Source organism: Amycolatopsis coloradensis (genome assembly GCF_037997115.1).
GTDB lineage: Bacteria > Actinomycetota > Actinomycetes > Mycobacteriales > Pseudonocardiaceae > Amycolatopsis > Amycolatopsis coloradensis_A.
Map to the genome: position 1 here is coordinate 951,914 of NZ_CP150484.1, position 24,218 is coordinate 976,131.

Sequence of the window (24,218 nt, forward strand, 5' to 3'; positions counted from 1 at the left end):
GGACGGGTGATGAATTCACTGTCCACAACGGACGCGACGGGGTGTGGCGTTCTCGCGCGAAAACTGCCATTGTCGAACACGTGATCGATCTTCCTTATCGTGGCTCCGGCCCTTATTGCTATGCCCATTCCCTCGCGATGATGCTCGGCTCCGAGTCCCCTGGCGCCGACGTGCTCGAAACCGTGACCGGCAGCCCCTTCGGCATGCAGCTGATCGGCGGTTCGCTGCCGTTCTTCGACGCCTTCGGGTGGGATCCCGATCTCGGTATCGGCGAGGCCCTCGACGTCCTCGGCTGGCGCGCGGAAACGGCGAGCGAGCCGGATCCGGACGCCGCCTTCGCCCGGCTCGTCGAGAGCCTCGCCGGCGGCCCGGTCCTGCTCGGTCCGGTCGAAATGGGGCATCTGCGCCACCAGCCGGGGATGACCGGCCCGATCGGCGCCGACCATTTCCTGGTCGCGCTCGCCGCGGACGACGAGTCCGTCACCGCCCACGACCCGCAGGGCTACCCGTACGCGCGGATCCCGCGGGCGGATTTCGCCGCCGCCTGGCGCGCCGAAACGGTCGCTTACGGCAAACCGCACACGATGCGGACGAAGTTCGTGCGGCACACCTTCGTCGAAGACGAGGCCGCGATCGTGGCGTCGCTTCCCAGGGCGATCAGGCGGCTCAGCGGGGAGAACGACACCGGGCTCCCGCCCGGCACGCTCGGCAACGGCGACGCGGCACTCGCGCTCGCCGACCGGATCGGCTCCGGTGGCGACCCGGACCTGCGGGGGCTGCTCATCCATTTCGTCGTGCGCCTCGGCGCCGACGGACGGCCGACGCCGCGGCGTGCCTGCGCCGGGTCGGCCGCGAAGAGGCCGCCGCCGTCCTCACCACGCAGGCTCGGCTGATCGGCTCGTTGCAGTACCACCTCGTCGTCGAGGACGACGCACGCGCCGCCGCGACCCTCCGGGCGCTCGCCCCGACCTACGAAGAACTCAGGCGGGCGCTCACGTCATCCTGACGATTTCGCGGACGATCACGTCGGGCTCGGTCAACGGGACGTAGTGGCCGGACCGCTCCGCGATGACGTGCCTGCCGCCGGGCGAGAGGCTCACCCGGTGAGCGTGTGAGGCGTTCGTCCGCGCCCTCATGCCGGCGGAGAAGCCGCCACCGCCGAGTCCGCCGGACACCACGGTGACCGGGATGTCGCCGAGCACCGGCGGATCCTGCTGCCAGAGGGCCAGTTCGTCGAGGAAGGTGCGGGCCTGCTCCCGCTGGGTCCGCACCGTCCCGACGGTGAAGGCCTCCCGTTCGAGCTCGCGGCGGACGTCTTCCGGGGTCCCCCGCAGCAGGCCGCGGAAGACGGACTTGAGCAGGCCCAGCCGCGCGAGCACGGCGCCGAGCCGGAGCATGACGCGTTCACCGGTGCGGAAGGCGCGGCCGAAGAGAACGTCCGCCGCTTCGTCGGTCGGATCGACCAGCACCAGCCCGGCGATCCGCTCCGGACGTCGGGCGGCGGCCTGCCGCACGATCGGCCCGCCGGCGCTGTGCCCGACGAGGACGTATGGTCCCTGGCCGAAATGATCGAGGACGTCGTTGAGGTCGTCGGCCATCCGCCGCAGGGTGCGCCCGCCGGGGTCGGGGGCGCTGCGGCCGAGCCCGGACCGGTCGTAGACGATCGCACGGGCGTACCGGGCGACCTCCGGCTGGACCGCCGCCCACGACGACCGGGTGGCCGCGGCACCCGCCTCGAACACGACCGTCGGCCCGGTGGATCCCTCGGGCCCCGGGTGCACCATCGCGTGGAGCCGTCTGCCGTCGCGGGTGACGACCCATTCCGGCTCACCTTGGGTATGGGTCATCTCGCGGTGATCCTCCAGCCGGTGGCGTCGATCTGGCGCCGCCAGAATTCGGCGAAACGTCCTTGTCCGGCAAGGAGTTCTTCGAGGGTGCCGTCCTCGGCGATCCGCCCGTCCTCCAGGAACAAGACCCGGTCCGCGTGCCGGATCCCGGCGATCCGGTGGGTGACGATCACTCGCGTCCGCGGCACGGGATCGGCGCTGAGCGAGCGGACCACGGCGTCCTCGTTTTCGGTGTCCAGCGCGCTCGTGGCCTCGTCGACCAGCAGCACCCGCTGCCGCTCACCGCCGGAGAGCGCGCCGCCCGCCTCGCCGACGGCCGTGTGTTCCAGCAGTTCGTCCACCCTGGCGAGCCCGGCGATCCTCTCGTCGCTCGCCGAGGCCTTTCGCGGCCGTGGAAAGTTATAGGGGGAAACTAAGGGTAGGCTTAGTTCGGTGTCAAGACACGGTCCGGCAGGTGGCCGGAAGCTGCCAAGGGGTTGCCGGCGGGCCATGGCGGACACCGGTGGGACCGCCTAAGCGGCCCCACCGGTGTTCTCCCTCCCGCCCTGCCGGCGAGTCTCAGCAGGTTCAGAACGTGATGGCGAACCCGTCGATCGAGCCGGTGTCGAACCGGTAGACGTCCTGCGCGCTCAGCTTCCAGGTGCCGTTGGCCGCCTCACCGGAGGCATCGACCGTGAAGGTCTCGTGCACGCCGTCGGCCGAGCCGACTCCTCCGGACTCCTTGAGCCGGTAGGCCTTGCCACTCGGCCCGATCAGGTCGAGCACGAGGTCCGCGGTGTAGGTGTGCGAGATGTCCACCTTCACCGGGAGCGAAGCGGAAGCCTTGCCGTCACAGCCTTCCTGGGTCACGGAACTGGTCACCGCCGCCCCGGCGTCCGGAATGGACACCGGCGTGGTGTTCGACTTGGCCCCGCACTGCGGCCCGGGGCCACCGCTGCCGATCGACGAGACGTTCAGCAGCTTGTTCGGCGAGCCGCTGCCCGCGTTCTTGATGACACCCGCGGTCGCGCCGTTCACCAGCGCGTCCCGCACCTGCTGCGGAGAGGCGCCGGGGTTGGCCGACAGGTAGAGCGCGGCCGCGCCGACGACGTGCGGTGTCGCCATCGAGGTCCCGTTCATCACCGCCGAACCGCCGCTGCTCGGGCTCAGCGACGTGATGTTCGAACCGGGGGCGAAGATGTCGGTGCAGCTTCCGTAGTTCGAGAACGAAGACCGGTTGTCCGAGGAGTCCGAGGCGTTGACCGTGATCGCCTCGGGCACCCGGGCCGGGCTGGTGTTGCAGGCGTCGGTGGAGGCGTTGCCCGCCGCCACGCCGTAGACGACACCCGACGCGATCGACCGCTTCACCGCGTCGTCCCCGACCCCGGGGGCGTCCATGGTCAGGCTCATGTTCGCCACGGCGGGCTTCTTGGCGTTCGCCGTCACCCAGTCGACGGCGTCGATGATGCCCGAGTCCGGACCGGAGTTGTCGCAGCCCAATACTTTCAACCCGACGATCTTGACCTTCTTCGCGACCCCGTAGGTCTTGCTGCCGATCGTGCCCGCGGTGTGACTGCCGTGTCCGTTGCAGTCCGTGCCGTCGCCACCCATGAAATCCTTGCCGAGGGCGGCGCGCCCTTCGTACTCCGGATTCGACGGGTTGATGCCGCTGTCGAGGTCGTACGCCGTGACGCCCGCGCCCTCGTTGGGATACGTGTAGGCCTTGTCGAGCGGGAGGTTCTTCTGGTCGACCCGGTCCAGGCCCCAGGTCGGGTTCTGCTGGGTGCCGGTGCCGCGCGCGGTGCCGTCTTCGTACACCGCCTTGACCGACGGGTCCGCGGCCAGCTTCCGCGCTTCCGCGGGGGTCATGCTCTTGGCCGAGAACCCGCGGATGGCCGACGTCCAGACCGAACGGACCTCACCGCCGTACCGTTCGGCCAGATCAGCCGAAGCCGACTGTCCCGCCGCGGCGACGTCATGGAGGACGACGATGTACTGGTCGCCGTAGTGCTCCTTGGCGGGGATCACCACACCTTCGGCCTCGGCGGCGACGGCCGTTCCGGCGCCGAGAGCGAGCAACGGGCTCAGCAGGCCGAGCGCCAGCAGGGTTTTCGTCTTGTCACGCATGGGAAATCCCCTCTGCTTCGGTGAAGATCACTGGACGGTGAGGGTGTACGTGGTGGTCGCGGTCTTGCCGCCGCCGTCCTTCGCGGTCACCGTGACCGGGTACGTGCCCGGCTGGAACGGCGCGAAGACCTGCATGGTCGAGCTGCCACCGCTCGACACGCTCTGCGGCGAGAAGAACGGGTTGATCGGCAGTCCGGATCCACTGGCGGACAAGGCGATCGAACCGGCACCCCCGGTCGCGGTGACGGTCGCGCTCACCAGCGAGCCCGCGCGGCCGGATCCCGAAGACGGGTTCACGGTCACCTTCAGGTCGCCGACCGGAGGTTCACCCGCGCCGACGGTGAGCGAGAGTCCCGCGGTGGCCGTCTCGGTGGTGCCCTTTCCGGAAACCGTGACCTGATAAGCCTTTTCCGGAGTGCCGGCGGCGGTCTCGATGGTCAGCTTCGCCACTTCGCCCGCCTTGATCGTGGCGGGCTGGAACGTCGCGTTGGCACCTTCGGGCAATCCCGACGCCGACAGGGTGACGTTCTCGGCGCCGTTCTTGCCGGGTTTGCTCGTGACACTCACCGACACGTACTTCCCCGGCAGGACCTTCACCGACGAGGGCGAAGCCGCGAGAGTGAAGGCGTCACCCGGCTGTTCGCCGCCGATCTGCTCGGCGACCCAGTCCCCCATCTCGTTGTTGAGCCTGCTGTAGACGCTGTACCAGCGGAAGTCGCTGCGGCTCCACGAGGTGACCCCGACGACCTTCCCGTTCACGACGAACGGGCCGCCGCTGTCGCCCGGCAGGACGGTCTTGCGTCCGTCGGGGTAACCGGCGCAGATCATCGTCTTCGGGTCGACGCCGTTCTCCACGCCGGTGCACTGGCTCGCGTTCACGATCGGCAACGTCAGCTTGTGCAGCGTGACGTCCTGCGTGGAGTCGTTGATGTCCTTCTTTCCGTACCCGAGGCTGAACCCGTCCTTGCCCGGCGCCTCCAGGCCGGTGTCCGCGGACGTGGCGACCTTCGCGTAGCCGCCGGGCGGGACCGGGATGTCGCCGTCGACGGTGATCACCGCGACGTCGTACCCGTTCCAGGGCTGGGTGAACCTGGGGTGAATCTTGTAGTCGACGGCCTTCAGCTGGGTGCCGCCCGCGCTCTTCAGGTCGTCGAGTCCATAAAGGACGCTCTTCTCGCCCGCCAGCTCCTTGCAGTGGGCCGCGACCAGGACCTTCCGCGGCGCGATGACGGAGCCGGAGCAGCTCTGCCCCTTCGGTCGCGAGCCACCTTCCCGCAGCGCGGCGATGACGTACGGGTAGTCCTTCACCGACGCCGGTGTGCCGCCGATGCTCTGGCCCTGGACGCCACCCGCCGGCAGGGGCGCGGCATCGGTGGGACTGATGGCGCTCAGGGGATCGGCCGGTGCCGCACCGGCGAAGCCCGCCGCCGGCGCCAGGGCGGCCATGGTCAGGGCGACCACGCCGAAGATCCGTTTTCTGCTCACGGTGATTCCTTTCCGGGAAATCGCGACTGCCCGACAACTGTCGATCGGCGGCGGAAACGGAACAATAGTGGAGCGCGGCGGATGGCCCACTATTTAAAGAAACCGCCTCTCACCTGCGGTTTCTCCCGGCGTACCCAGCGAATAGCGGAATACGGACCCTTAAGGAATGGTTGGAGAACCGTCGCCGAGCAGGTCCTCGGTCAAGACGGTGCGCGAAGGCAGGCCCAATTTCCGGAGTGCCCGTCCGACGTGGATCTCGACCGTCCTCGGCGACAGGAACAGCCGCTCGCCGATCTCCCGGTTCGTGAGGTTCTGGGCGGCGAGCCGGGCGACTTCGAGTTCCCTCGGCGACAACGCTTCGCCGTAGCCCTTGCGGCCGCGCCGCGGCATCTCCGGATCACACCGCCGGAGCGAACGACGACAGCGGAGCGCGTCCACGGCGGCGCCGAGGCTCGCGTACGTCGTCTCCGCGGTGGTGAAGGACGCGACGGCACGCGCCCGCTCCCCGGCTTCGGAGAAACATCCGGCCGCGAGTTCGTCGGCGTAGGCGGCGAAATACGGGAGAGGCAGCGCACTGTAGGCCTGCGCCGCACCGAGCAGCAGATCACCGGCGGCGAGCGTCTCGCCACGCGCCTGGGTGAGCATGCCCCGGCACAGCAGCGCCGACGCGTTCGCGACCGGTGCGTCCTTGCCGTCGATACCCTGCCGGTACTCCGCGAGGAGTTCCCGCGCCTCGACGTGCTGTCCCAGCCCGAGCATGGTGCGCACGGCGAACGGCATCAGTTCGGCCGCCCAGACCCAATTGTTCTTGCGGCGTACGGTTTCCAGGCCGAACTCGGCGAGGCGCCTTGCCGCCTGCAGGTCCTTGCCCGCCTGATGGACCGCGACGCGGCCCGCGTACGCCGAAGCCTGCACCGGGACGCTACCCGCGGACAGCGCGAACGCCGCGTCGAAACTGCGCAGTGCCGCCGTCGGCCGGTGCTGCCCGTACTCGTACCAGCCGAGCACCAACAGCGGCTCGGCCGCCAGCGAACCGTCCTTGTCTACCCGCGTCAGCATCGCCCGCGCCTTCTCCGCGACGCTCGCCCACTCCCCCATCGCGAGGTCCAGCCGTAGTTCCGTGCCGTCGGCCAGCGCGTCGAGATACGGCTGGTGGTCGTCACGGATCAGTCGCCGCGCCGTCGTGAGATAGGCCCGCGCCACCGGGTAGTGCCCGTTCCACGCCACCGCGTCGGCCAGGTTGATGTAGGTGCGGGCCACCTGGCGGCAGACCTCGGCCGACTCCGGGGCCCGCGGCAGGTCGGCGACCTCGTCCCAGGCCTCCGGATCGGCGATCTGCATCCGCGCCGAAAGCCGGTTCGCGGCGATCGCGGCGAGCAGCCCGGCGTCGTGTTCTCCCTTGCTCACCTGTTCGGCCTCGTCGAGCCAGCGGAAGTTCTCCTCCACCGGGACGGTGCCGATATGCGGGAGCGCCAGGGTGACCAATCCCCTGGCGAGCAGCGCCTGCCGTCTGCCGAGGTCGGCCGCGCCGAGTTCGATCTCGAGCCTGCCCGCTTCGACCTTGCCCACCTGATTGATCAGCACCTGTCCGAGATGGACCCGGATCTCGCCCCGCGCGGCCTTGCTCAGCGGCCATTCGCGCAGGATCTCCCGCAGCAGCCGGACCGTACCGGCGTGCGCGATACTGCGCGGCAGTTCCCTGCCGAGCCGGACGGCGAACGACTCGCGCGCGGTCCGAGGGAGCTCCGTGTCCCGCAAGGCCGCTTCGAGCAGACGGCTCGCTTCCTCCGTCCGGCCGTCTTCGATGGCGTTGTCGACCGCCACGCCGGTCCACTGTGTCCACGCGGCGATGTCGCCTGCCAGCCGCGCGTGACGGGCGATGAGGGACGCGAAGGGGTCGGCGCTCGCGGCGAGCCGGGCGGCGGCCCGTCCATGCATCGCGCACCGCCGAGGTCCGGGAAGCAGCGCGTAGACCGCTTCGGCGATCAGCGGGCTTCCCGAGACATAACGGCCGCGGCCGAGATCCCGCAGCAGTCCCGCCTCCACCGCTTCGGTGATCGCGCCCGAGATCTCCCCGGGCGACGGTGCCGCGACCGCGCCCAGATCCGGTTCCCCGGCGGGCGATCCCAGCACCGCGGCCGCGCGGACGACGTCTTGTGCGCCAGGGCCGATCGCCGCCATCAGGCCGGAAACCCGGCTTCGCACGATCGGCGGCACGGTCGCCGACGCCAGTCTGTCCGTCGTAAGCGACTCGGCGGTGTCGCCGACACTCTGGACCAAAGCCGTCAGGTCGACGGCGATCCCGGACGTGCGCCGGTGCGCGGCTTCGGCGAAATCCGGTGCGCAGCGGCCGAAGGACGCGTCCAGCAGCGTCCGCACCTGGACGTCGGTGAACGCGGCGAGCGAGAACTGCGCGGTGGTCCCGCCCAGCGGCGGGAATCGCCGCGGGCCGCACGCAGCCACGCTCACCACCACACTCAGCGGCGGCGCCGGGGAGCCCGCGAGCGCGCGCAGGAGCTCCCATGTGTCGTCGTCGGCGGAGTGGACGTCGTCGAGCACCAGTACCGCGGGACCGCAGCCGGTCAGTACTTCGCGCACGGCGCGGAACTCCTGCTGCCGGACGGTCTCGGCGTCCGCGTTCTCCGGGAACGGCGGCAACCACGGGGACCATTCGGGGATCAGCCGTCGCAGGACACCCGTCACCGGCGAGAAACCGGCCGCGTGGGCGGCGGCGACGTCGCTCTTCCCGAGCAGCGCGTCGACCAACGGCGCCAGCCTGCCCGGCCGTGCGAAGGAGCCGCACCGAGCGGACCAGACCACACGCGACGCGATCCCGGGATGGGCGGCCAGTTCTTCGAGCAGACGGCTCCGGCCCACACCCGGTTCGCCCTCGACGACGGCGACCGACGGCGGGCGCGAGGCGACGCGCACCAGTTCGGCCAGTTCGGTGTCGCGGGCCACGAACACCGGTGCCGCACCGATCGTCGGCATGCTCGGGACCATACCGATCGGACACCCGCCGAAAGGCGGGAACACGAACAGTGACCGGGGTCCGCACGCTTTCCGCTGGTCCACACCACGGGAGTCACGACGTCTCCGCACCGTTAACTCGAACGGGCGACGCCGACCTGCGGTGACACAGGCACCCGCGTCGGCAATACGGACCCTTAGGTATTGCCGCGAACCTTGCCACGAGGCCACCAGAGGGTGAATCTCAGACTATTCGCAGTGCCCCTCTGTCACCTCGCCACAGCGCACACCCCCTGCTCGCGCCGGACGGCCACCCAGTCGGGTAGCCGAAGTTCCCACCTGGCCCTTACGGGTAGCCACCCGCGCTTGCTTCGCGTTCGACCATCCAGTTAGGAGTGTTCCGACGGTGAAAACCTCATTCAGGCGCGGGCTGGCCACCGCCTTCGCCGGTGTCGCCGCGTTGGTCGCCTTGCAGGCGCCCGCCGCCGCGGCGCCCGCCGTCACGGCGGCCACCACGATCCCGATCAGGATGCAGGCACAGGAGAAGAGCAACTGGTGCTGGGACGCCAGTGGCAACACGATCGCCGCGTGGTGGGGGCATTCCCTCACCCAGACGAAGTTCTGCCAGATCGCGCACAACGAGTCCGGAACGGACTGCGCGAACAACCAGGGCTACCTGAGCGATCAGCAGCGGGTGTTCCGCTGGCTGGGCTTCAGCAACGTCGGCACCTACAGTTCGTCCGGCCAGACGCTGAGCTTCGCCTCCATCAAGAGCCAGGTCGACGCGCGGCAGCCGATCGGCACCCGGATCGGCTGGCGCAACGGCGGCGGGCATATGCACGTGCTCTACGGCTACGACAACACCAACGGCGCGACGACGGTGTACTACGGCGACCCGTGGGGCTCGAGCCCCCGCTACAACCAGATGAGCTACAACGCCTACCGGTCCAACAACTCGTTCACCTGGACCCACACCGTCTACGGGATCAAGGACTGAAACCATGAAGCGAACCTTCCTCGGCGCCACGATCCTCGCCCTCGGACTGTCACTGGCGCTCGGCGGCCACGCCTCCGCCGCCGACGCCCCCAGCGGCGCGCCCACCGCCGCCGACCTCGCCGCGGTGTCCACAGTGGTCACCAGCGACGCGACCACCCAACGGCTCGCCAACGCGCAGTTCCCCGGCGCCGCCAAGGTGGACACGGCCGTCGCCGCCAGGACCGCCAAGGCGGATCCGCGGACACCGGTCGCGGTCTACCAGCCGACCGCTGCCTTCATCGCCGGTACTTCCTCCGTCCCGGCCGAACTCGCCTACGTCGCCACACCCGCCACGCTGGGCAACGGCGACGCCGCGACCGTGTGGTCGCAGCGCGAGGGCTCGGGGTGGTCGGTCTACAACATCGCCTCGGGTGACGTCGAAAAGCGCCTCGCGGCGCGGGCCGGCAAGGGCTACCTCCTGAGCGAACCTCAGGCGGGCGCCTGGTACGCCGTCGACGGGGACACCGTGACCGTCCTCGACGGCTCGTCGGTGGCGAAGACCGGCGAGACGATGACGCTCGCCGCCTACCGAGAGGCCCTGCAGAGCCGCTACGGCGACAAGCTGCCCGGCTCGACCTACGACCGCACCGGTGCCGCCGGCGGTTACGGTGCCGCCCCCGCGGGCGGCACCGAGGTGCCGTGGTGGCCGTACGCGCTCGGCGCGGTCTTCCTCGCCGCCGCGGGCGCGGCCGTCACTCTGCGGCTCCGCAAGCAGTAAGCGCCAAGGGTGCCGGGACCGCGCGGGGTCCCGGCACCTCCGCGGGGACTGAAGGACGCTTTCACCTCATGTGGCGCGGTGAAGGACGCTTTCACCTCATGTGGTGCGGTGAAGGACGCTTTCACCTCATGTGGTGCGGTGAAGGACGCTTTCAGCCCGCCGCTAGGCGAAGGTGTAGTCCTCAAGCGGGAAGCTCCCGGCCTCCTTGATGGCGTTCAACGTGGAGGACGGGCGGAGCAGGGTCGCCTCCCCGTGCGGGTTGAAGTAGTAGCTGTTCGCCGGGGCGCAATTGCCGAGGGTGAAGATCGAGTCGCCGAGGCGTTCGGTCATCCGGTCGAGGAACGCGTCGTTGGCCTCCCGCGTGACCTCGAACTCGGTCGCGCCGCGCCGCCGCATGGCGCCGAAGAGCCGGTCCATATGCCGCATCTGTGTCTCGATGGTGGTGAAATAGGACAGTCCCGAGTAGGAATACGGGCTGTTGAGCGAGATGAAGTTGGGGAACTTGGGGATCGCCACCCCCTCGTAGGCCTGGAAACGGTTCTTCCGCCACCATTTCCCGAGGTTCCGGCCGTCGCGCCCGATGATCTCGATCGCCGGGAAGTTCGCCTCCCACAGGTCGAATCCGGTCGCCAGCACCAGGACGTCGATCTCCCGCCGTCCTCCGTCGGCGGTCTCGATCCCGGTTTCGTCGATCTTCGCGATCGACGTCGTCTCCAGGTGCACGTGGTCCTTGGTGAAGGCCGGGTAGTACTCGTTGGAGAACGTCGGGCGCTTGCAGCCGAACGAATAGCGCGGCGTCAGTTCCGCGCGCAGCCGCGGATCCCGCACCTGACGGCGCAGATGCGCCTGGCACCACAGCTTGCCGAGCCGGTTCGCCATCGGCAGTTGCCTGTAGTGCAGGACACCGGACACCATCATCAACTCCAGCAGCGCGGTCCCGGTCAGCCGGGCGGCCCGCTGGGTGAACGGGACCGCGGCGAACGCGCGCCGGACCGCCTTGGGCACCGGGAAGTCCAGTTTGGGGCTCACCCAGATCGGCGTCCGCTGGTACACGGTGAGCTCGCGCGCGATCTTCGCGATCTCGGGGATCAGCTGGACCGCGGTCGCGCCGGTGCCGATCACCGCGACCCGCTTGCCCGCGAGGTCGTACTCGTCGTCCCAGGCGGTGGTGTGGATGACCTTGCCGCCGAACGTGTCGATCCCGGCGATGTCGGGTTTCTTCGGCTGGGAAAGGAAACCCGTCGCGGTGAGGAGATACTTGGCGGTGACCGGCCCGCCCTCGGCGAGCGAGACCGTCCAGTGCGCGTTCGCCTCGTCCCAGACCGCGCCGGTGACCACCGAACCGAAACGCATGTAGCGCCTCAGCCGGTATTTGTCCGCGACGTGCTCCGCGTACCGCTTGAGTTCCGCGCCCGGCGCGAAGAGACGCGACCAGTGCGGATTCGGCTCGAACGAATACGAGTAGGTGGCCGACGGGATGTCGACGGCCAGCCCGGGATAGCGGTTCACATGCCAGGTGCCGCCGAGGTCGGACTCGCGTTCGAGGATGAGCAGGTTGTCGTAGCCGAGACGGTTGAGCTGGATCGCCGCGCCCATCCCGCCGAAACCGGCACCGACGACGACGGCGTCGTACTGCGCGTTCATGCGTTTTCCTCCCGGTGGGTGTCCTGGTCCAGGCGGGCGCGGTAGCCGTCCCGCTCCGGTGAATCGGGGCGCAGTGCCCGGTCGTCCCGCATCAGCCGGCGGAACGCGTTGAGCGCCGGTTCGGGTGTCACGGCCGCGAGGGTCGCGAGCGCGCCGACGTAGCCGGGCACGGCGATCTCCGCCGCGCGCGTGCGGACGGAAGCCACGACGGCGTCGGCGATCCGGCCCGGTTTCACCTTGGGGATCGGCCGCATGTCGAGCCCGGAGGCGAGCGCGGTGTCGACCGCCGACGGCAGCACGGCGGAGACGCTCACGCCGTGCGGCGCGTACTCCAGCCGGGTCGCCGCGGTCAGCCCGACGACGGCGAACTTGCTGGCGTTGTAGATCGCCAGCCCTTTGACGGGGAACTTCCCGGCCAGCGACGCGACGTTGACGATGTGGCCGCGGCCGCGTTCCAGCATGCCGGGCAGGGCCAGCCGCATACCGTGGACGACGCCGAAGACGTTGACCTCCATGGTCGCCCGGTGCAGTGCGTCGGAGAGGTCGAGGAAGCCACCGTTCGGCATGATCCCGGCGTTGTTGACGAGCACCGCGAGCGGTCCGTTCGCCTGTTCGGCCTCGCCGAGGAACGCGGCGAACGACGCCGGATCGGCGACGTCCAGGTGATGGGCGGTGCCGCCGATGTCGGCGGCGGTCCGTTTCGCGGCTTCGAGGTCGAGGTCGCCGATGGAGACGCGCGCGCCGAGCGCGGCCATGCGTTCCGCGGTCGCGCGGCCGATGCCCTGCCCCGCACCGGTGATCGCCACATGTGCCCCGTCAAGATCGAGGTCCGGGTACTTGGTCATGCGCGTACTCCTTCTCGTTCGAAGGCTTCGGCGACCAGGCCGGGCGCCGTCCTCGATGCCGTGGTGAGCACGTGCTCCCGCCGCCGTCCGTCCATGAAGTTCGCGCCCATGGCGGCGAGATCGGCAGGCCCCGGCTCGATCCGGACCACCCGGACGCCGGCCGCGCGCAACCGCCGCGCCTCGTCGTCGACCCTCCTGGTCATCGCCGTCCGCAGCAGCCGTTCCAGCCGGGCCGCACCGCGTGCCGGCGCTTCGCCCTCGCTGCTCATCGGCGCGATGAGCACGACTTCGCCGACGTCGTGACCGAGCAGGAGATCGGCCGAGGTCGGGGAGACCGTGCCCCCGTCGACCAGCGGCCGTCCGTCCACAACGGACGGGGGGAACCAGCCGGGGATCGCCCACGACGCGGCGATCGCCTCGCCGAGGCGAGCGGACGGTGCGTCCGGGGAGCCGAGCGCGATTCGCTTCCCCGTCAGGTCCGCGGCCATCAGCCAGGTCGCGGGATGCGGGACCCAGCCGCCGGGCGCCAGCGCGTCCCCGAGTTCGCGAAGCCAGCTCGCGTCGCCCCTTCCCCGAGGCAGAAGACCCGCGAGACCGGCGAGCGTGTCGACGTCCCGCCGCAACGCGGCCCGGACCAGGCCGGTCGCGGGCCAGCGCGGAGACGGCACCGGGGGAAGCCTGTCCGGCACCCGCCGGACGTGCGCGGCGACGACGGCGTCGCCACCGGGCGCGCCGGCCACCGCGTCGAGGATCGCCTTCGCCGGGATGCCCGCCCCGAGCATGGCCACCGCTTCGGCCCCCGCCGACGTGCCGACCAGGACGTCCGCCTCCCGCGGGTCCCAGCCGGCCTTGGCGTGCAGCGCGTCAAGGACCGCGGCCGTCCAGGCGAACCCCAAGGTTCCGCCGCAGCCGAGCACCAGCGCTCTAGCGGAATGACGTGTCATTTCCGGAACGGTATGTCAATTGAACGCCGGAGGCAATAAGCTGGCGGAATGACGACGGAGATCCCGGTCAGCAGGGCCGCACGGAAGAAGCAGGAACTACGGCGCGAGATCGTGGAGACCGCGTTCGACTGCTTCGCCGAACGGGGCTACCACGCGACGGGGATCGCCGACATCGCCGCCCGGCTGGGCATCGGGCACGGCACCTTCTACCGGTACTTCCAGAACAAACGGGACATCGTCGACCACGTCATCACGGACCTGGTCGAGAAGGTGGTCGGCGCGCTGGCCGCGGACAACGCGCCGGACGCGGTCAACAGTCTCGCCGAGTACCGCAGGCAGAGCGCGCGGATCGGCGACGCACTCGCCCGGATCTTCGGCAGCGACCCGCGGATGGCCCGGTTCCTCCTGCTCGAAGCGGCGGGTATCGACGCCGAGATGCGGGAACGGGTGCTGGACTTCTACGAGACCGCCGCCGAGCTGACCGCCGGCTACCTGCATCACGGCGTCCGCCTCGGCTATCTGCACGAGGACCTGGACGTCGACTCCACCGCCCGCGCGATCAACGGCATGATCCTCGCGTCGATCCTGTCCGAGCTGCGGGACCCGTCACCGGAGCGGCAGGCCGCGATGAGCCGCGCGGTCCGCCGGGTCATGTACGACGGGATCGCCGCACCTCGCTAGGAAACCGGCCGGCCGGCCCGGTTTGGCGCACCAGTAGGCGGGGGCTGGGCACTGCCGGTGGGCCGGACTCCATTGAACCGGCCCCGGCGGCCGCGGTCTACCGGCGAAAACGCAGAACCGCACCGACGGAAACGAACTTCACCGCTTACGCAAAGTGTCACTGGGCGACTCGCCGAAGGCCGCACGGTACTGCGCGCTGAACCGGCTGCCGCCCAGGAAACCCCATTTCGCCGCGACACCGGTCACCGTCGTGCCCCCGCCGGGCTCGGCGTCGCGGAGTTCGGCTCTGGCCCGGTCCAGCCGGACCCGGCGCAGATAGGCCATGGGGGTGGTGTCCAGATGTCGCCGGAACGCCAATTGCAGGGCACGCACCGAGACCCGGCAGGCGCGCGCGATGTCGGCGACGCCGAGGTCGAGATCCGGATTCGCCTCCAGGAAGGCGATCCCGCGGCGTACGGTGTCCGGGACGGCGTCCCTGCGGTCACAAGGACGACCGTCGCCCGTGCCCGCGGTGAAGGTGTCCAGTGCCATGGCGGCCATCAGCCTGCCCGCCGCGCCGAGCACCAGCGGGCCGTTCTCCACGTCCGGTTCGGAGAACAGCCCGGTCATGTACTCGACAGTCCGGCGCCATCGCTGCGCCTTCTCCAGGCTCACCGGCTCGTAGCGCAACCGCTCGATCGCCGCGCCGTCCTGCGCTGGATCGATCCCGGCGAACAGCGACAGGTCGATACTGGTTATCTGCAACCGCGAGCCGTGCATTCCCGTCCGGTAACCGCTGCCGGGGTGCGAGGCGACGAATACGTCGCCGGCGGCCAGCCTTCGGTCGCCGAAACTGTCCTCTACCTGCACTTCACCGCCCAGCACACGCAGGAGCACCACTTTGCCCAGCGGCTGGATGACGATCTCGGTGGTCAGCGTGTTGTGCAGGAGGTCGATCTGCACGTCCCCCACATCACACCGGTTGTGCTCGAATCGGTAGTTTTCGACGCTGCCCCGGACCCGCAACCGGTTGTCGCGGTAGGCCTCGGCGATCAGGGCACACGCCTGCTCCGGATCGGTGGTCGCGAACTCCGTCAGTACCGGTTCGTACATGGGATCACGTCTTCTTTCCGTTCGCTTATAACGAAAAGTCCGCCGCCGGAACGTTACCGCCACCCGGCGGGCACTACCAGGTGCACATCGGCGTCATCCGGCTGGTCGGAACGGACCATCCGCGCGATCGAGGATGGCCCTGGCCCGTGCTTCGACCGGCTTGTCGACCATCTGGCCGCCCGCCACGGCCACCGAGCCGTCCCCGGCGTGCGCGAGCACGTCCCGCGCCCACTCGTTTTCGCTGTCCGACGGGGCCAGCCCACGATTCGCGGCGGCGACCTGGCGTGGATGCACGCAGAGCTTCCCGGTGTACCCGAGGGTTTTGGCGTGGTCGATATCCGCGGCGAGCGCGGCCTCGTCGTCGAGTGCCGTGGTGACACCGTCGATCGGAGCCGGCCTCCCCGCGGCCACCGTTTCCATCAGCGGGAGGATCGGGACACCCGGCAACCGCCCGGCGAGGAAATCGCGGCGGATGTCGCGGACGGAACCCTGAGAGCGGCTCCGGTGTGCGAACCGGAGGTCTGGCGCACCGTCGTCCTCGGTACGCCCGGGACGGGGCGCGTCACACCCGCCGTCGACGCCGTCGCGCGGGCGCTGGTCCGGCAGATCCACCGGACCGTGCGGGAGGGCGCTTGGCCCTCCCGCACGGCTCTGGGAAGACCGAACAGGAGAAGAATGAGCACGCTCCCCCGCACCGGCCACGCCGTCGCCGCCGACGGCACCCGGCTGGCCTATCAGTGGCACGGCACGGGCAGGCCGCTCGTGCTGCTGGCCGGGCAGGCGAACGACCACACGTGGTGGGATCGCACGCGCGAAGACTTCCCGAGCACGATCACCATGGACTACCGCGGTACAGGTGGCAGCGACGCACCCGATTCCGCTTACTCCACACCGGGTTTCGCGGACGACGTGATCGCGGTCCTCGACGAACTCGGAGTCGGTGAAGCCGATGTCTACGGCACCTCGATGGGTGGCCGCGTCGCCCAGTGGGTCGCCGCGCGGTATCCCGATCGGGTACGGCGGCTCGTGCTCGGCTGCACCTCGCCCGGTGGCACGCACGGTGTCGAGCGGTCGAACGACGTGCGATTGGCCTTGGCCCGGCGGTCTTCCGTGGAAGCACGGGAGACGCTGGAGAACCTGATGTACACACCCGCATGGCGAGCGGCCAATCCCGGTCCGTACCGGGTGCTGGGCGCGCACGGCATGCCGCCGCACGCCGTGCGCGGACATCTGGTCGCGAGCAACACGCACGACGCCTGGGATGTGCTTCCCGAGATCACCGCGCCCACGCTGGTCCTGCACGGTGACGATGATCTGCTCGCACCCGTGGCGAACGCGCCGCTGTTGACGGAGCGGATCCCCGACGCGCGGATGCATCTCTTCGCCGGGGCGCGCCATGCCTATTTCGACGAGTGCCGTCCCGAATCGAGCGACCTGGTGAGCGATTTCCTCGGGTAGACCATGCCGACCGGGTAGGCGCCCATCGCGGATTTCTACTTCTCAACCGCAGGGATCACAGCTCATGATGGTCGGCGCTCCCGGAGCGAAGGAGCTTCCCTTGCCGCACAAGAAACCCGGCGTCGTCGCGAACGTGGTCCGCGGCTGCCTCGGCAACCTGGTCGAGTGGTACGACTGGTTCGTCTACGCCTCGTTCAGCATCTACTTCGCGGCCAGCTTCTTCCCCCAGGGAAACCTGACGGCCCAGTTGCTTTCGACCGCCGTCGTGTTCGCCGTCGGCTTCCTGATGCGCTCGCTCGGTGGCTGGCTCCTTGGCCTCTACGCGGACGAATCCGGCCGCCGCGCCGCGCTGACCCTGTCCGTGACGCTGATGAGCTTCGGCTCGCTGGCCATCGCTCTCACTCCCGGCTATGCGAGATCGGCATCCTCGCGCCCGTGATCCTCGTGGTCGCCAGGCTCGCGCAAGGTCTCTCGGTCGGAGGCGAGTTCGGTTCGAGCGCGACCTACCTGTCCGAGATCGCCACTCCGCGGCGACGCGGGTTCCACTCGAGCTTCCAGTACGTCTCGATCACCGTCGGCCAGCTTTCGGCCCTGCTGGTGATGATCGTGATGCAGTCGCTGCTCACCGAAGCACAGATGTACGCGTGGGGCCGGCGGGTGCCGTTCGTGCTCGGCGCGATCGCCGGGCTCGTGGTGATGCACCTCCGCCGCAGCATGGTGGAATCGGAGCACTTCCAGCGCTCTTCGGCCGCCGGTTCGGCGCCCCACGGCGGCCTGCGGGTCCTGCTCCGTGAACACCGTCGCCAGGTTCTCGGCCTCGCCATCGGCGGCACGGTGGCGTTCTACACCTTCACCAGCTACCTGCAGAAGTACATGGTGAACACGGCGGGGATCCCCCAGCCGACCGCCTCACTCATCGGTTTCGCGGCACTGTTCCTGTTCATCTTCATGCAGCCCGTCGCCGGCGCCCTTTCCGACCGCTGGGGCCGCCGCCCGGTCATGTTCGGCTTCTCAGTCGGAGGGAGGCTGCTGACCGTACCGATCATGACGCCCGTGGGCAGGACGGGAATCCGTGGGTCGCCTTCCTGCTCATGATCACCGCCATGGTCTTCCTCAGTGGCTACACCGCCCTGTCGGCCATCATCAAGGCGGAGATGTTCCCCACCAACGTCCGCGCGCTGGGAGCCGGACTGCCGCACGCCCTGGCGACCGCGGTCTTCGGCGGACTCTCGGAACCGATCGCGCTGGCCTTGAAGCAGGCCGGACACGAGAGCGTGTTCTTCTGGTGGGTCACCGGGTGCATCGCACTGACCTTCGTGGCGACTCTGGTGGTGCGGGAACCCTCGCGTGACTCTGCTCTGGAGGTCGGTGTGGAGCCTGCTCGGGATGCTGTTGTGTGGTAAGAGGTTTGGTGTTGTGTGGTTTCTCGTTGGTGTCGAGCCGTAGCCATCCTCCGCTGGCACCGTTCCTTGTACCTTGCGTCGCGGTGTGGTGAGCACCGCGGCGACTGTCGTGGTTCGGAGTGTCTCGCCTCCTGCGATCTTGCCGTGGCCGAATTCCGGCAACGGTCGCAGCGACTCCCCAGCTGATGGCCGCTTCATCGTGGGCACCACGGCGACGATCGTCGTAGCAGCTATCCGTGCGGAGCCCCTGCCCGCGCGCTCAGCCGTCGTCGCATTTCGGGAATGGGCGATGCGGTGACGGAGCCTTCATACTCGGCAGGCGTTAGCCGTATCGCGCACGAGACACGACGGAGAGGTACACCGTCCTTGGCTCCGTGGCCATTTTTCGGCAACAAAACGACACCTGACACCGTGGCCATTTTCCGGCGACAACCTCAGAACGCTGGGGGGTCCCGCGGCCATGAATGCCGGGTTCGTGCGGGGGGCGGGGCACCTCCACACTTGGCGGCCAGGTTCGGCATCGCGGGCGCGGCCCCAAGCGGCGAGACGCCGGTACGTGGTGGACTATCCTTGGTTCCGTAGCCGATCCGGCAACGGACCCAGCCCTGGCAGCATGGTCGATTTTCGGCGACAAACCCAAACCTGGCACTGTGGCCGGTTTTCGACGACAACCTCAGCACGGTAGCGGTTCCTCCGCCGCGGTTGGACGGGTTCGCACAGTGGCCATTGGGACACTGCCACACTTGGTGCGAGGTGCGGCATCGCGGCCACCGCCGCCAGACACCACTGCAAGGCACCATCTTTGGCCCCGTAGCCGGATTCCGGCAATGACGCCAACTGGCACCGTGGTCATTGCCCGGCGACGACCTCAACACGGCGGCGGTTCCACCGCCACGACTGCCCGGGCTCACGACGTGACGGTCGGAACACCTTCACACCCGACGGCCAGTTACGGCATCACGGGCGCGGCCCCAAGCGCCGAGACGCCGGTACGTGGCGCACTATCCTTGGTTCCGTAGCCGAAATCCGGCAACGAACCCAGCCCTGGGACGCATGGTCGTTTTCCGGCGACGGCCGGGCGCTTAGCTGTATCGCGGCCATGGCCCCAAGCTGCCAGACACCACCGCGTGATGCACCGTCCTTGGTTCCGTGGTCGATTTTCGGCGACGGACTCAGAACGGCGGTTCCTCGGTGCGAGGTTCGTGCAGTGGCGGTGGTGTGCTGTCGTAGCTCTGCCCGGTAGGCGTGGTGATCGTCAGTGTGCCGTCAGAGGCGAGCCGGTAGACCCAGCCGGGTTCGTCTTTCAGGCGGTGGTCGCGGCGGCAGAGGTCGATCAGTTCGGTGTCGGCGGTATGGCCGCCGTGTTGCCAGGGCACCGAGTGGTCGAGATCGCAGGCCTGAGCGACCCGGTGGCAGCCGGGTCTTCGGCATTCCCGGTCCCGCACCCTCACGAACTCACCCAACCCCGCCGTAGGCCGATACCGATCACGGCCCAAATCCAGGACCTGTCCGGAGAGCGGGTCGGTGACGATCCGCCGCAACACCGTGTCCGGCCCAGAAGCGATGTGCCGGGCCAGCGAGGCGGGGATGTGCCCGTGCCCGGCCAGCTCCGCGGGATCGTCATTCACGCCGAGATAGGTATTCAAGTCCATGTAGAGGAACACCTCAGCCCGTTCACCCTTCCCGCCCTGGCCGCCGAGCAGGAGGTCGAGGGCGACGTCGGCGCGCAGCTGATCCAAAGTGCGGGCCTCCCCACCAGTCTTCAATGCCCGTGCCTCGCGGTCGATCCGCGTATAGGCAGCGGCCACTTTCTCCACCGGGCCGTCTTCGACTTCGATTGAGGCGACGCCGGTCTCGCCCTGCCGGATCGACAAGCGACGCCCGGCGCGATGTCGTTCTACGCGGCGGCCGGCGCCGTCGCGGTCGGCCATCATCGCCGCGTGATTGGCCGCTTTCCGGATCTGATCGGAATTCCGCCCCGGCAACCGATCCTCCAGGACCTCGTCCACCGCGCGGGCGTCCTCGTCGGACAACCAGGCGGTGGCAGTGGCGACCTTCATCGCCCCATAACCACCCACCTGCCCACGATCCAGCAGCCCCAGGGTGCGCGGCAGCCGGGTGGTCAACGCTGCCGCCGTCGACACCAGTCCGGCGGCGTGACCGTCCACAACGGACAGGGCGAGCGCGACCTCCTGTACCACACTCGACGCGCCGTCGCGGTGACGGTTCAGGTGTGCGAGTGCGCGGAACCGGACCGCCTCCAGGCGTGCGATCCCTTCCGACGCCGCTACGGCCGCGTCGACGGCATCGTTGTCCTCCAACGAATCCAGTGAAGCATTGACCTCCCGAAGCACATCGGCTGAGGTGATTTCCTTGAGTAGCGCCACGGTGGCGTTGCGTGTGTCCACGCACCGAAGCTACAACGGGTCACCGACAAAACGAACCTTTCCCTTACACACCAACATTAATCGACATCAAGCAACCCCTGAGCACCGTTCTCCAACTGCCGCGCGACTTCCTCCGATCGCGGCAACATGGTCTTCTCGTAAAGAGCAACACCCTCGCCGACAGAAGCAGAACCAGCCAGCGCGAGGGCGAGTTCACAAGCGTCGACCATGGCCAGATTGACGCCGACACCGAGCGGCGGCATCAGATGGGCGGCATCGCCGAGCAAGGTCACCCATGACGTGTGTTCCCACGTGTGCGGGACGGGCAGGACGTACAACGGGCGGTCGACGTACGGCCCGTCGTTGTCGGTGATCATCCTCAGCATCGACGGCGACCAGCCGGAAAACGCCTCGAGCAGCCGGCCGCGGACATCCGAGGTCGACTCGATCCAGTCCGCGGGCAGCCGCTGGATGATGTAGACCCGGATGTGGTCCCCGCTGTTGCGCTGCGCGAAAAGGCACCGCTCGCCGTCGGCCGCCATCGCGCTGCCCTTGCCGACGAGTTCGGCGAGTTCGGGGTGCGCGTTCTCGACGTCGTCGAACCACGCCTCCAGGAAGGTGATCCCGGCGTATTCGGGCACGGCGGCCGAAACCGCCGGGCGGACCCGTGACCACGCGCCGTCGGCACCGATGACCAGATCCGTCTCGATCGTCGTTCCGTCCGTGAACAGCAAGCGCCCGGGAGCCTCGACCCGATCCAGGGTCCGTCCCCAGTGGACGGTGCCCGGCTCCAGCGAGTCGAGCAGGAGTCCGCGCAGCTGACCTCGGTCGATCTCCGGTTTGAACATCTCCCCTTCGGCAGAAACATGGCACACCAGGAGACGTCCGGCGGGATCCAGTTTGCGCATCTCCTGCCCTTCCGGGCGGGCGAGGGTGAAGAACTCGTCGAGAAGGCCGGCTTCACGCAGGGCCAGCTGCCCGGCGTCCGCGTGGAGGTCGAGGGTGCCGCCCTGGTTGCGGACCCGGGGATGCGGATCGCGGTCGTAGACCGTCACGGGGACGCCGTGTTTCTGCAGGATGCGGGCGCAGGTCAACCCACCAGGGCCCGCTCCGATGATGCTGATCGTCATGACCCCAGAAAAGCAGAACGAGTTAAAAAGTGCAATGAGTCAACTTAGTGACCGTGACAACTCATGCGGTAAGGTGCGCTCATGGAGACACCGGGACGGCGTGAACGCAAGAAGGCGGCCACCCGCCAAGCGCTGGCGGACGCCGCGCTGAAGTTGTTCCTGGAGCGGGGCTACGACCAGGTGAGCATCCGCGACATCGCCGAGGCGGCCGACGTCTCGACGACGACACTGTTCAAGCACTTCCCCGGCAAGGAGGCGCTGGTCTTCGACGAGTCGCAGGACCGCGAAGCACGCTTGGTCGCCGCCGTCCGGGAGCGCGAAAAGGGCCAGAGCATCGTCGAGGGACTGCGCGAGTACGTGCTCGCGACGTGGCTTCCGATCACGACGCATCCCCAGTACGCCGAGTTCACCGCGCTGGTGAACGGCACCCCTGCGCTGCAGGAGTACGGCGAGCGTATGTGGACCCGGCACGCCGCGGCCCTCGGCGCCGCCATCGCCGAAGAGACCGGCGTGGGCCCCGACGACATCGCCTGCCGCGCGCTCGCGCGTTTCGTGCTGGACATCCCGGCGCTCACCAGGGGCCGCCCGGATCCGCGGGAGGACGTCGAGAGGATCTTCGACCTCCTCGAACGCGGCTGGCGCTAGTCCTCTTCGGGGCGGGAGCCGCGCAACGAGCCCGGATGCGCCTTGGCGGAGGGATCCTTGCGGGTCTTGAGCAGGCTCGCCACCGTCACCACGACGAGGATGCCGATGATCACCGCGAGGCTGACCGGCGTCGAGATCTCCGGAACGCTCTCGTCGATGTCGACGTGTGCCCAGTGCAGGATCAGCTTGATCCCGATGAACCCGAGGATCACCGCGAGCCCGGCCGACAGGTACACGAGGCGATCGAGCAGGCCCTTCACCAGGAAGTACAGCGCCCGAAGGCCCAGCAGAGCGAAGGCGTTGGCCGCGAAGACCAGGTACGGCTCGTCGGTGACACCGAAGACCGCGGGGATCGAGTCCAGCGCGAACAGCAGGTCGATCCCGCCGATCGCGAGCAGCACCACGACCAGCGGCGTGCCCACCCTTTTCCCGTCCACGCGGGTGAGCAGCTTGCCGCCGTCGTATTCGGTGGACAACGGCAGGAGACGGCGCGCGGACCGCACCACCACGTTGTTCTCGACGTCCGGATCCTCGTCGCGATGCCGGAACAGCTGGATGCCGGTGTAGATCAGCAACAGCCCGAACAGCAGGAACATGAAGGAGAACAAGGAAAGCAGCGTGGCGCCGAGCGCGATGAAGATCGCGCGCATGATCAGCGCGACGACGATGCCGAACGTGAGCACCTTGTGCTGATGTTCCTCGGGTACCGCGAAGGTGCTCATGATGATCACGAAGACGAAGAGATTGTCGACGGACAAGCTCTTCTCGACGATGTAACCCGCGAAGTACTGCTGCCCGAAGTCGCCACCGTGCGCGAGCGTCAGCCAGACACCGAACGCCACCGCGACCAGGATGTAGCCGATCGACCAGGCCACCGCCTCGCCGAAGCCGACCTTGTGCGGGCGCACCGCCGCGAGAACGAGATCGAGTGCCAGGAGCCCGAGCACCAGTCCGATCGTGACGATCCAGGTGAGGCCATCGATCTGGAGCATCCGCACCCTGTCTTTCCGTGGACGGCAGGTGCCAAGATCCTAAGTGCGACTCCCCCGGTCCGCATTCGCATGACCCGGCGCCGCGTCCAGCAGTGCGGCGAGCACGGTCTTGAGCAGCGGGTGCTCCGCGCTCCCCCGCCGGACGGCGGCGAACACGCGGCGCAGCGGCGGCTCGCCGCGCAACGGGACGGCGACAGCGCCGGGCACGGCGGCGAAAGCGTTGCGCGGCACCAGTGCCACGCCCTCGCCCGCGGCGACCAGGGTGGTGATCGCGTGGAAATCGTCGGAGACGTGCCGGATCGCCGGGTTGGCGCACACGATCATCAGCACGTCCCGGCACGGATTCCCGGGTTTCGGCGCGATCCACTCGTCGTCGGCGAGTTCGTCGATGTCCACTTCGGACGCTTCGGCGAGCCGGTGCGCGGTGGGCAGCACGACGTCGAAGGGCTCCACGTACAGGGGGAACCGGGTGAGCCTGCTTTCATCCGTCCGTGGCGAGAGCCGGTACTCCTCGGTGATCGCCAGATCGACCTCGCCGTCGAGCAGCAGCGGGATGCTCGCGTGCCCCTCGACGTCCTGCACCTGCATGGAGACCCCGGGCGACCCGGCACGCAGCGAGGCGATCGCCGGCGCCACGACCATCGTGATGGCGGAGGCGAAACTCGCCAGCCGCACCAGGCCCTGTACGCCGGAATCGAGCGCGGCCAGCGTCGCCCGCGCCCGTTCCAGTTCGGCGGCGACGGCGTTGGCGTGCACCACCATCAGTTCACCCGCCGGGGTCAGCGAAACCCGCCTGCCCCGGCGGCGAAGCAGCTGCTGGCCGCACTCGGCTTCG

At 69.0% G+C, this 24,218-nt stretch carries 20 protein-coding genes and 1 pseudogene; 7 read left to right on the forward strand and 14 right to left on the reverse strand.

The features are described from left to right. The first annotated feature begins 80 nt into the window (after nt 1–80). Complete coding sequence (locus LCL61_RS04260; protein ID WP_340685614.1) at nt 81–893, forward strand: hypothetical protein; 813 nt, start codon at nt 81–83, stop codon at nt 891–893. Nucleotides 894–992: 99 nt separating this feature from the next. Here LCL61_RS04260 and LCL61_RS04265 read toward each other — a convergent pair whose 3' ends face one another. The 5 genes from LCL61_RS04265 to LCL61_RS04285 form a co-directional block, all read right to left on the reverse strand. Then, entirely contained in the window at nt 993–1,847 is an 855-nt protein-coding gene (locus LCL61_RS04265) for an alpha/beta hydrolase (RefSeq protein WP_340685615.1), read from the reverse strand. Then, nucleotides 1,844–2,188: a hypothetical protein gene (locus LCL61_RS04270; protein ID WP_340685616.1), complete on the reverse strand. Its 345-nt coding sequence runs from the start codon at nt 2,186–2,188 to the stop codon at nt 1,844–1,846. Before LCL61_RS04270 ends, LCL61_RS04265 begins: the two co-directional genes overlap by 4 nt. A gap of 226 nt (nt 2,189–2,414) precedes the next feature. Beyond that, nucleotides 2,415–3,953, reverse strand: coding sequence for a S8 family serine peptidase (locus tag LCL61_RS04275; RefSeq protein WP_340685617.1), 1,539 nt, complete (start codon nt 3,951–3,953; stop codon nt 2,415–2,417). A 27-nt stretch (nt 3,954–3,980) separates the two neighbouring features. Then, a complete protein-coding gene (locus LCL61_RS04280) occupies nt 3,981–5,438 on the reverse strand; it encodes a serine protease (protein WP_340685618.1) in 1,458 nt (485 codons plus the stop codon). Between the two features lie 159 nt (nt 5,439–5,597). Continuing rightward, nucleotides 5,598–8,429 (reverse strand): ATP-binding protein, encoded by a 2,832-nt coding sequence (locus LCL61_RS04285; protein WP_340685619.1) that lies wholly within the window; start codon nt 8,427–8,429, stop codon nt 5,598–5,600. A 385-nt stretch (nt 8,430–8,814) separates the two neighbouring features. On the opposite strand from LCL61_RS04285, the gene LCL61_RS04290 reads away from it, so the two are divergent. Together LCL61_RS04290 and LCL61_RS04295 are read left to right on the forward strand one after the other, a co-directional pair. Beyond that, the gene (locus tag LCL61_RS04290) at nt 8,815–9,405 is read left to right on the forward strand and encodes a papain-like cysteine protease family protein (RefSeq protein ID WP_340685620.1); all 591 of its coding nucleotides are present in this window, start codon (nt 8,815–8,817) and stop codon (nt 9,403–9,405) included. 4 nt (nt 9,406–9,409) lie between these two features. Beyond that, nucleotides 9,410–10,162, forward strand: coding sequence for a hypothetical protein (locus LCL61_RS04295; RefSeq protein ID WP_340685621.1), 753 nt, complete (start codon nt 9,410–9,412; stop codon nt 10,160–10,162). 162 nt (nt 10,163–10,324) lie between these two features. On the opposite strand, the gene LCL61_RS04300 is transcribed toward LCL61_RS04295, so the two are convergent. The 3 genes from LCL61_RS04300 to LCL61_RS04310 are packed head-to-tail and all read right to left on the reverse strand — an operon-like array spanning nt 10,325 to nt 13,595. Continuing rightward, nucleotides 10,325–11,806, reverse strand: coding sequence for an NAD(P)/FAD-dependent oxidoreductase (locus tag LCL61_RS04300; RefSeq protein ID WP_340685622.1), 1,482 nt, complete (start codon nt 11,804–11,806; stop codon nt 10,325–10,327). Next, nucleotides 11,803–12,651: an SDR family oxidoreductase gene (locus LCL61_RS04305; RefSeq protein WP_340685623.1), complete on the reverse strand. Its 849-nt coding sequence runs from the start codon at nt 12,649–12,651 to the stop codon at nt 11,803–11,805. Before LCL61_RS04305 ends, LCL61_RS04300 begins: the two co-directional genes overlap by 4 nt. Then, on the reverse strand, nt 12,648–13,595 hold the full coding sequence (locus LCL61_RS04310; RefSeq protein WP_340685624.1) for a patatin-like phospholipase family protein: 948 nt from the start codon (nt 13,593–13,595) through the stop codon (nt 12,648–12,650). The genes LCL61_RS04305 and LCL61_RS04310 overlap by 4 nt, the downstream gene beginning before the upstream one ends. 48 nt (nt 13,596–13,643) lie before the next feature. On the opposite strand from LCL61_RS04310, the gene LCL61_RS04315 reads away from it, so the two are divergent. Then, entirely contained in the window at nt 13,644–14,276 is a 633-nt protein-coding gene (locus tag LCL61_RS04315) for a helix-turn-helix domain-containing protein (RefSeq protein WP_340685625.1), read from the forward strand. A gap of 138 nt (nt 14,277–14,414) precedes the next feature. Here the strand turns inward: LCL61_RS04315 and LCL61_RS04320 are convergent, their stop codons facing one another. Together LCL61_RS04320 and LCL61_RS04325 are read right to left on the reverse strand one after the other, a co-directional pair. After that, entirely contained in the window at nt 14,415–15,368 is a 954-nt protein-coding gene (locus tag LCL61_RS04320) for a helix-turn-helix transcriptional regulator (protein WP_340685626.1), read from the reverse strand. Nucleotides 15,369–15,461: 93 nt separating this feature from the next. After that, nucleotides 15,462–15,980, reverse strand: coding sequence for a hypothetical protein (locus LCL61_RS04325; RefSeq protein WP_340685627.1), 519 nt, complete (start codon nt 15,978–15,980; stop codon nt 15,462–15,464). A 63-nt stretch (nt 15,981–16,043) separates the two neighbouring features. Here LCL61_RS04325 and LCL61_RS04330 point away from each other — a divergent pair, with 63 nt between their 5' ends. Both LCL61_RS04330 and LCL61_RS04335 read left to right on the forward strand, forming a co-directional pair. Further along, nucleotides 16,044–16,826: an alpha/beta fold hydrolase gene (locus LCL61_RS04330; RefSeq protein ID WP_340685628.1), complete on the forward strand. Its 783-nt coding sequence runs from the start codon at nt 16,044–16,046 to the stop codon at nt 16,824–16,826. 64 nt (nt 16,827–16,890) lie between these two features. Further along, nucleotides 16,891–18,229: pseudogene (locus tag LCL61_RS04335) on the forward strand (MFS transporter). Nucleotides 18,230–19,401: 1,172 nt separating this feature from the next. Here LCL61_RS04335 and LCL61_RS04340 read toward each other — a convergent pair. Together LCL61_RS04340 and LCL61_RS04345 are read right to left on the reverse strand one after the other, a co-directional pair. Beyond that, nucleotides 19,402–20,637 (reverse strand): HNH endonuclease signature motif containing protein, encoded by a 1,236-nt coding sequence (locus LCL61_RS04340; protein ID WP_340685629.1) that lies wholly within the window; start codon nt 20,635–20,637, stop codon nt 19,402–19,404. A gap of 56 nt (nt 20,638–20,693) precedes the next feature. After that, nucleotides 20,694–21,746 carry an NAD(P)/FAD-dependent oxidoreductase gene (locus LCL61_RS04345; protein ID WP_340685630.1) on the reverse strand — a complete coding sequence of 351 codons (1,053 nt, stop codon included), beginning with the start codon at nt 21,744–21,746 and terminating at the stop codon, nt 20,694–20,696. 81 nt (nt 21,747–21,827) lie between these two features. Here LCL61_RS04345 and LCL61_RS04350 point away from each other — a divergent pair, with 81 nt between their 5' ends. Continuing rightward, complete coding sequence (locus LCL61_RS04350; protein ID WP_340685631.1) at nt 21,828–22,391, forward strand: helix-turn-helix domain-containing protein; 564 nt, start codon at nt 21,828–21,830, stop codon at nt 22,389–22,391. Here the strand turns inward: LCL61_RS04350 and LCL61_RS04355 are convergent. Then, complete coding sequence (locus tag LCL61_RS04355; RefSeq protein ID WP_340685632.1) at nt 22,388–23,383, reverse strand: TerC/Alx family metal homeostasis membrane protein; 996 nt, start codon at nt 23,381–23,383, stop codon at nt 22,388–22,390. The genes LCL61_RS04350 and LCL61_RS04355 overlap by 4 nt on opposite strands. A 39-nt stretch (nt 23,384–23,422) precedes the next feature. After that, a partial coding sequence (locus LCL61_RS04360; RefSeq protein WP_340685633.1) for a LysR substrate-binding domain-containing protein occupies nt 23,423–24,218 on the reverse strand: 796 nt, incomplete at its 5' end.